Annotated in this window: 3 protein-coding genes and 1 pseudogene; 3 read left to right on the top strand and 1 reads right to left on the bottom strand. The window is 42.4% G+C overall.

The window, feature by feature from the left end:
* Positions 1–180 (top strand): hypothetical protein (locus tag ACLFKQ_RS00795; RefSeq protein WP_448998037.1); only part of this gene is annotated, 180 nt, incomplete at its 5' end.
* A gap of 476 nt (positions 181–656) precedes the next feature.
* Positions 657–2,465, top strand: a pseudogene (locus ACLFKQ_RS00790) (reverse transcriptase domain-containing protein).
* A gap of 162 nt (positions 2,466–2,627) precedes the next feature.
* Here the strand turns inward: ACLFKQ_RS00790 and ACLFKQ_RS00785 are convergent.
* Positions 2,628–5,795, bottom strand: a complete 3,168-nt coding sequence (locus tag ACLFKQ_RS00785; RefSeq protein ID WP_448998036.1) for a DEAD/DEAH box helicase — start codon at positions 5,793–5,795, stop codon at positions 2,628–2,630.
* A gap of 61 nt (positions 5,796–5,856) precedes the next feature.
* On the opposite strand from ACLFKQ_RS00785, the gene ACLFKQ_RS00780 reads away from it, so the two are divergent.
* The gene (locus ACLFKQ_RS00780; RefSeq protein WP_448998035.1) at positions 5,857–6,825 is read left to right on the top strand and encodes an aldo/keto reductase; all 969 of its coding nucleotides are present in this window, start codon (positions 5,857–5,859) and stop codon (positions 6,823–6,825) included.
* The last annotated feature ends 5 nt before the right edge of the window (positions 6,826–6,830 follow it).

The following is a 6,830-nucleotide window of genomic DNA, read 5'->3' as shown; positions in this document are numbered from 1 at the left end:
GGCGGTCGCCAAAATCATAGGAAGAATAACTTGGCTCTACTTCACCAACATTGCCATGACCAAATTCATCAAGGTGTGTATGACAAGCACCAGATTGTTGAGAAGCTGGATGAAGTGAAAGTGTGCGCCATGATACGCATTAATAGAATCGCCAACACAGTTGGCTGGAGTTCGGGGTAATCGACTCCAAGGTGAACAACTAACCTAGACCCGAAAGGGCGAGGGGACAAGAGCATGTTCGTAAAGCGGGAAGTAATAGAAGACGTGTACATTACAGTCCTGCAACGCCTGAACGATATGGTTAAAGCTAAACTGCTTGAACCCTAATATCCAGCGATGGAACTGCACATCCTTCGGTAGCACGTCTATACACCGATGTTATTGGTAACCATTAATTCAAGTTTCATTAATGGTACACCCCGACCAATAAGCGATGAGTAATGAACTCATTCAAGGATATGAGTAGGAGCCTAAGTCGTTCTTTATACGTTCTATGGTGACGGAACATGGGATTGCCTATGGGACGCGAGCCCTAAGGTAACGGAGTTCTAATAGTAGTCGTGGGAGTAAAGCCCTACCAGGGAGAACGGGAGAGCCGTTTACAGGGCGAAGTAGAACAGGTAATTGGATGTTACAAAAATCGAGAGGTACGCGAGATGCGGACAGCCGAAACGATACTGAACATCATACGTGAGCGCGGACAACGTGGATTGCATGTAGAAAATGTATATCGACTGTTATATAATCCAGACTTGTACTTACGCGCCTACGCCAAGCTATACAGCAATGCAGGTGCGATGACACCAGGTGTTACGCCGGAAACGTGGATGGAATGTCGCTGGAGAAAATTAACACCATCATTGAGGCTCTGAGATATGAGCGTTATAGATGGACTCCAGTGCGACGTACTTATATCCCGAAGAAAAACGGCAAACTAAGACCACTTGGGATGCCTTCTTGGTCGGATAAATTACTTCAAGAAGTAATTCGTTCTCTAATAGAAGCTTACTATGAGCCACAGTTTAGCGAAGACTTCCACGGTTTTCGACCCAAACGCGGGTGTCACACAGCACTCTTAGAAATTACCCAGAAAAGTCGAGCGACAAAGTGGTTTATCGCAGGAGATATCTGCGCGTGTTTTGATAGAATAGACCATACTATCTGTTAAAAATACTACAAGAGAAAATTCACGATAATCGCTTGATTCGTCTAATCAAGGGGTTGCTGGATGCAGGGTATTTGGAAAACTGGAAATATCATGACACCTATAGCGGAGTTCCGCAGGGTGCAGTTGTAAGTCCCATACTTTCCAATCTGGTGTTAGACAAGCTGGATAAATACGTCGAATACGAGCTAATACCAGCATACACACGTGGTCAACGAAGGAGAGTCTACCCACCTTACAATGTACTGACTAAAGCTGCTTCAAAAGCACGCCAAGCTGGAAAATTGGATGAGGCACGGAAACTGAGCCAACAGGCGCAGTCAATTCCGTCCCGCAACCCCAATGATCCCAACTTTCGTCGCCTTTGGTACACAAGGTACGCCGATGATTTTCTGTTGGGAGTAATAGGCTCAAAATCCGAAACGGTGGAGATCAAACAGAAGCTCGCCACGTTCTTACGTGACGAGTTAAAACTGGAACTCAGTGAAGAAAAGACGCTCGTTACCCATGCAAGGACCGAAGTGGCTAAATTCCTGGGTTACGAAATCCACATACTACACGCCGATAATAAACATGACTATCGAGGTCAAAGATGTATCAATGGCAGCGTAGGATTAAAGGTTCCCAAAAGCGTAATTAAAGACCATTGTGTCAAATATCTGCGCTCTGGAAAACCGATACACCTAGCGCAAAGAGTATCGGATGATGCCTACAGTATAGTTACCCAGTATCAAGCGGAGTACCGAGGAGTAGTCCAGTATTACCGTATGGCTTACAACCTCCATATGCTTTCTCAACTAAAACGAGTTATGGAGCTTTTCCTGGTAAAAACTTTGGCGAAGAAGTTCAAAACTACTTGCCAGAAAATTTACAAACGTTATCGCACACCATTGATACAAAAGATGGCACTTATAGAGTGCTACAAGTAACAGTGGAAGGTGATTCTAGGAAACCTCTAATAACCTATTTTGGTGGCGTTTCTCTGCGTTGGAACAAGTGGGTCAAAATCGATGATAATCTGGACACTCAGATCTGGAACGGACGTAGTGAAGTCGTTCAACGCCTTTTAGCTCAAAAATGTGCTCTTTGTGGTGCTAAGGACAATATTGAAGTCCATCATATCCGCAAATTAGCAGATATTAAGCAAAAAAGACACGAAGAACGCCCAGAATGGATGATGAAAATGTCGGCACGCAACCGTAAAACTTTAGTGGTTTGCCGCCAGTGCCACGAGAAAATCCAATATGGACGCTACGATGGTGACGCTCTAAGACGTAAAAATTACTGGAAAGCTACGTGATACGGAAACGGTCATGCGTAGTTTGGAGGGGGGTGGTTGGAAAAGTACCATAATGGTAATTCGCTGGCTACCTACCCTACTTCACGTCCAGTTTCGCAGACAAGTCCTAGAGGTGACTATTCGGCTTAGTTTAACTCAACGCCTATATAGTCCAAAAATTTTTTATTCATCAATAATCGCATCACGGTCTAGTAAGAGCAAGTTACGAAGACGATCACTGTCTAGTTTGGTCAGCCACTGTTCTCCGGCATTTACGGTTTGTTCTGCTAGTTCCTGTTTGCTTTCAATAATGTCACTGATTCTCTCTTCTAAGGTACCCGTACAGACAAATTTGTGTACCTGGACGTTGCGTTTTTGTCCGATGCGAAAGGCGCGATCTGTAGCCTGGTTTTCTACAGCGGGATTCCACCAGCGATCGACATGAAATACATGATTGGCTCTAGTTAAATTTAAGCCAGTGCCACCTGCTTTTAAAGATAAAATAAAGATTCTCGAACCGTTGGGATCGTTTTGGAAGCGATCGATCATTTCTTGTCTGGCTGCGCGGCGAGTCGCACCGTATAAAAATAAAACTTCAGTATTTAATTTGGTTTCTAAATAGGGTTTTAAGAGTTTGCCCCACTCAGAGAATTGAGTAAAAATTAAAGCGCGATCGCCTTCAGCAATTAGTTCGGCTAACATCTCTTCTAGACGTAATAATTTTCCGGAACGATTGCCAAAAGTAGCGAGATTTATGGGGGATTTTCCTTGGCTTTTTTCGATTAATTCTGGATGATTGCATAGCTGTTTTAAGCGCAGTAGCAAAGTAAGAATTAGTCCTTTGCGCTTAATTCCCTCAGAGTCTTCTATTTCGGTTAGAGATTCATCGACCAGCTTTTGATATAGTTCGGCTTGTTCTTCTGTCAAACCACAAAAAACATTCATTTCTTGTTTTTCTGGTAGGTCTTGAATGATATTTTTGTCGGTTTTCAAACGCCGTAAAATAAATGGTCTGACGAGCGATCGCAGGGTGTTTAAAGAATTTTTGTCGCCATATTTTTCGATAGGAATTGCAAACCGTTTTTGAAAGAAACTTTGTTTGCCCAAAAATCCGGGATTGAGAAAATCTAAAATTGCCCATAATTCTGAGAGGCGATTTTCTACAGGCGTACCCGTTAGAGCAATGCGAAAATCTGCTTTCAACTGGCGTACTGCTTGAGACTGTTTGGCGGCAGAATTTTTAATATTTTGTGCCTCGTCTAATACTACTCCTTGCCAGTTAATTGGTTCTAAAGTTTTTAAATCGCGATGAACCAGGGAATAGCTAGTAATTACTAACTGTTTATCTTTAATTTTTCTAGCAAAAGTTTTACCCTTACTGCGTTCTGCTCCATGATGAATTACCGTTTTTAAATCGGGAGCGAACTTTTCGACTTCCCGTTGCCAATTATTGAGTACGGAAGTGGGACAGACGAGTAAAGTGGGTTGGGTTAATAGATCTTGCTGTTTGAGATATAGTAAAAAAGCAATGAGTTCGATGGTTTTACCCAACCCCATATCGTCTGCCAAACAAGCTCCCAGTCCCCAAGTTTCTAAAAAAGATAACCAGCCGACACCTTTGGCTTGATAGGGACGTAATTTACCTTTAAAACCTTTAATGTTGTTGACTGGTTCGACAGCTTTATTATCCGTTAAGTTGTTAATTAATTCTTGTAAAACTCCAGTAGATTCAAATTTAGTAACGGGTAATTTGGCTAAAACATTAGTGTCACCAGTAGATAAGCGTAAAGCATCTTCTACGGTCAAACTCATTTGCTCGTTAGACTGAGTCAATACTGCTTGCGCCGCTTTGACATCTGCAGGCTGCAAAGCCAACCATTGTCCGTCAATTTCGACTATGGGAGATTTTTGGTCTAATAAACGCTCGAAATCTTTCTGGGAAACCGTGCGATCGCCAACGGCTATTTCTAGATTATAATTCAGTAGACTTTGCAAACTCAAACGCTCGTTCTTTTTAGGAGCGACTCCAGCAGTAATTTTAATTCCCAATCTTTGTTCGCGTTCTCCCGATGCCAAACCGGGAGGTAAAATTATGCCCAAACCACTATTTTGTAGTTGCCAGGCAATAGAGCGAATAAATTCATAAACTTGAATGGGATCGAGTTGACAACTAATAGGATTGCTTTGGTTTAAACTTTCTTTTATCGGTGCATAGATACGGCTTGCCAACCCCAGTCCTTTGAGTAAAGATGCTTGGGGATGTTCGATAGTTCTCTGGTGAACTGTCAGAATATCTTCTGCACATTGCCAGATAGTAGCTGCTGTTACCCTAAATTCGGGTTGGTCTAGTGCCTGTAGATAATAATTTAACTGCCAGTCTGGTTGCGCGCCATTAGTTTCAGTTTTCTGTGGTGGTTGTAGAGCAAAACAAACGCGATAGCGATCTCGTCCAAAATTATCGTTCTGGCTACTAACTAAATACTCATTAATTGGTAGCGTCCAGTTATACAGTGCGGTGTTTAAGCGATTGGTATTTTTATTATCTGTTTCTAAGTCGTTGGAAAATTCGGCAAGCGATCGCAACCAGGGTTGAATGGTTAAAGCTCTAGTCGCTTTCGGATTAAAATCGACCCAGGTACGCAGTCTAGCATTGAGTATAGTTCTCAACGATCGCAATAATAAGTTCTGTGGCTGTATTTCTGCTTTTCGATCGCCATAAGCCAAACAAGCATAAGGCATTAACTGAATAAACTTAGCAAACCTAACCCGGTCAATCTCGCTATCTAATAGAGGTTGCCAGACGCTTTTGACTGTTTGTTCCTCAATTTCAATTCCCGGTAAATACTTTTGTCTGACGATTAAATCTAATGCCCAGCGATAAATATGTGCTTCGTACCGTAGTTCGCCAGAAAAATAGTTGGCATCAGTCTGTAAAGAATTTAACGAGAGAATTTGTAATACTTCAATCGCCTCTGCAGGAGTCAAAGAAATACCTTCAACTTGCCAGCGATGTTTCTCTAAAGAAGATTCGTTCTCTGCTGATATAGTATCCCCTGCATATAACGGCTGTAATTTTTTGTTCTTGCCTCTGCCTTTGACTACAGTGGGTATGACAATTTTTTCGGTAGTCCAAAGATCTTTTAATTGGCGTTTTAACACCTTGACGAGCGCCAAATTATGATTTTTAAATAAATCCGATAATTCCCCTTCAGACAAACAAAATGGATGAACGAAACTTCCGTGAGTATCGTTTGTAGCATCTAGATTTACTAGAGAACGCCAAGCTTCAGCCCAAATAAAAAAGTAATCTCCATCGGATTTAACTATCCAACTACCGTGAATAATCGCCATATAAAATCAAAAAATTAATTACAGAAATATTCGCTAAGATACAGAAAAACCCCGATTTATCATGAGCCAGAGAACCAATAGACGCAACTTTCTGATTGGTAGTGCAGCAACGGTAACGGTTATTGGTGCCCAAGCTTTGACAAAACAGCAAAACAAAGCCGTCTCATTGCCAACGACTTCGAATATGCCTGAAAGGGTATTAGGCAGAACTAATATTAGTCTACCAATTTTTGGCTTAGGAGGTGCGGGACGAACCCCAATATCTCAAAGTGGGCGAGAAAAAGAGGCGATCGCTTTAATCGAAAAAGCTCTACAATTAGGCATTCGCTATTACGATACAGCTGCTAATTACGGTCCTTCAGAAGAACGTTTTGGTAAAGTCTTACCCCCATATCGCGATCACATCTATCTCAACAGCAAAACCGATTTTAGAGATTACGATGGTGCCTGGCGCGAACTAGAGCGCTCTTTAAAACGCCTCAATACAGATTACCTCGATTCTTGGCAAATGCACCACGTCTCTTTTACTGAAGAACTAGATGAGATTTTTGGCAATAATGGGGCAATAAAAGCTGTAGAACAGGCAAAAGAACAGGGACTGATTAAGTTTGCTGGAATTACGGGACACCACGAACCAGATGTGATTGCTGAAGGATTGCGCCGCTATGATTTCGATACTACCTTAATTTCCCTTAACGCCGCCGACGTACATCATCCCCGTCCCTTTTCCACTACCGTCTTACCAGTAGCCCAAGAGAAAAATGTCGGCGTAATTGCCATGAAAGTACCAGCTTACGGACGCTTATTAAACTCTGGTATTCTCGATGGTATGAATCAGGCAATGGGTTATAGTCTGTCGCTGCCTGGGGTACATTGCTGCATCATTGCTGCAGAAGATCCGGCACAGTTAGAGTCAAATTTTAAAGTAGCACAGAATTACCAGCCTCTAAACGCCGAAGAAATGCAGTCGATCGAACGGTTGACGGTTAATGCAGGAGAAGACGGCGCGTTTTTCCGCAGATGGACATAATCTGT

Source organism: Myxosarcina sp. GI1(2024), assembly GCF_053543375.1.
This window is presented reverse-complemented; position numbering and strand designations above follow the sequence as displayed.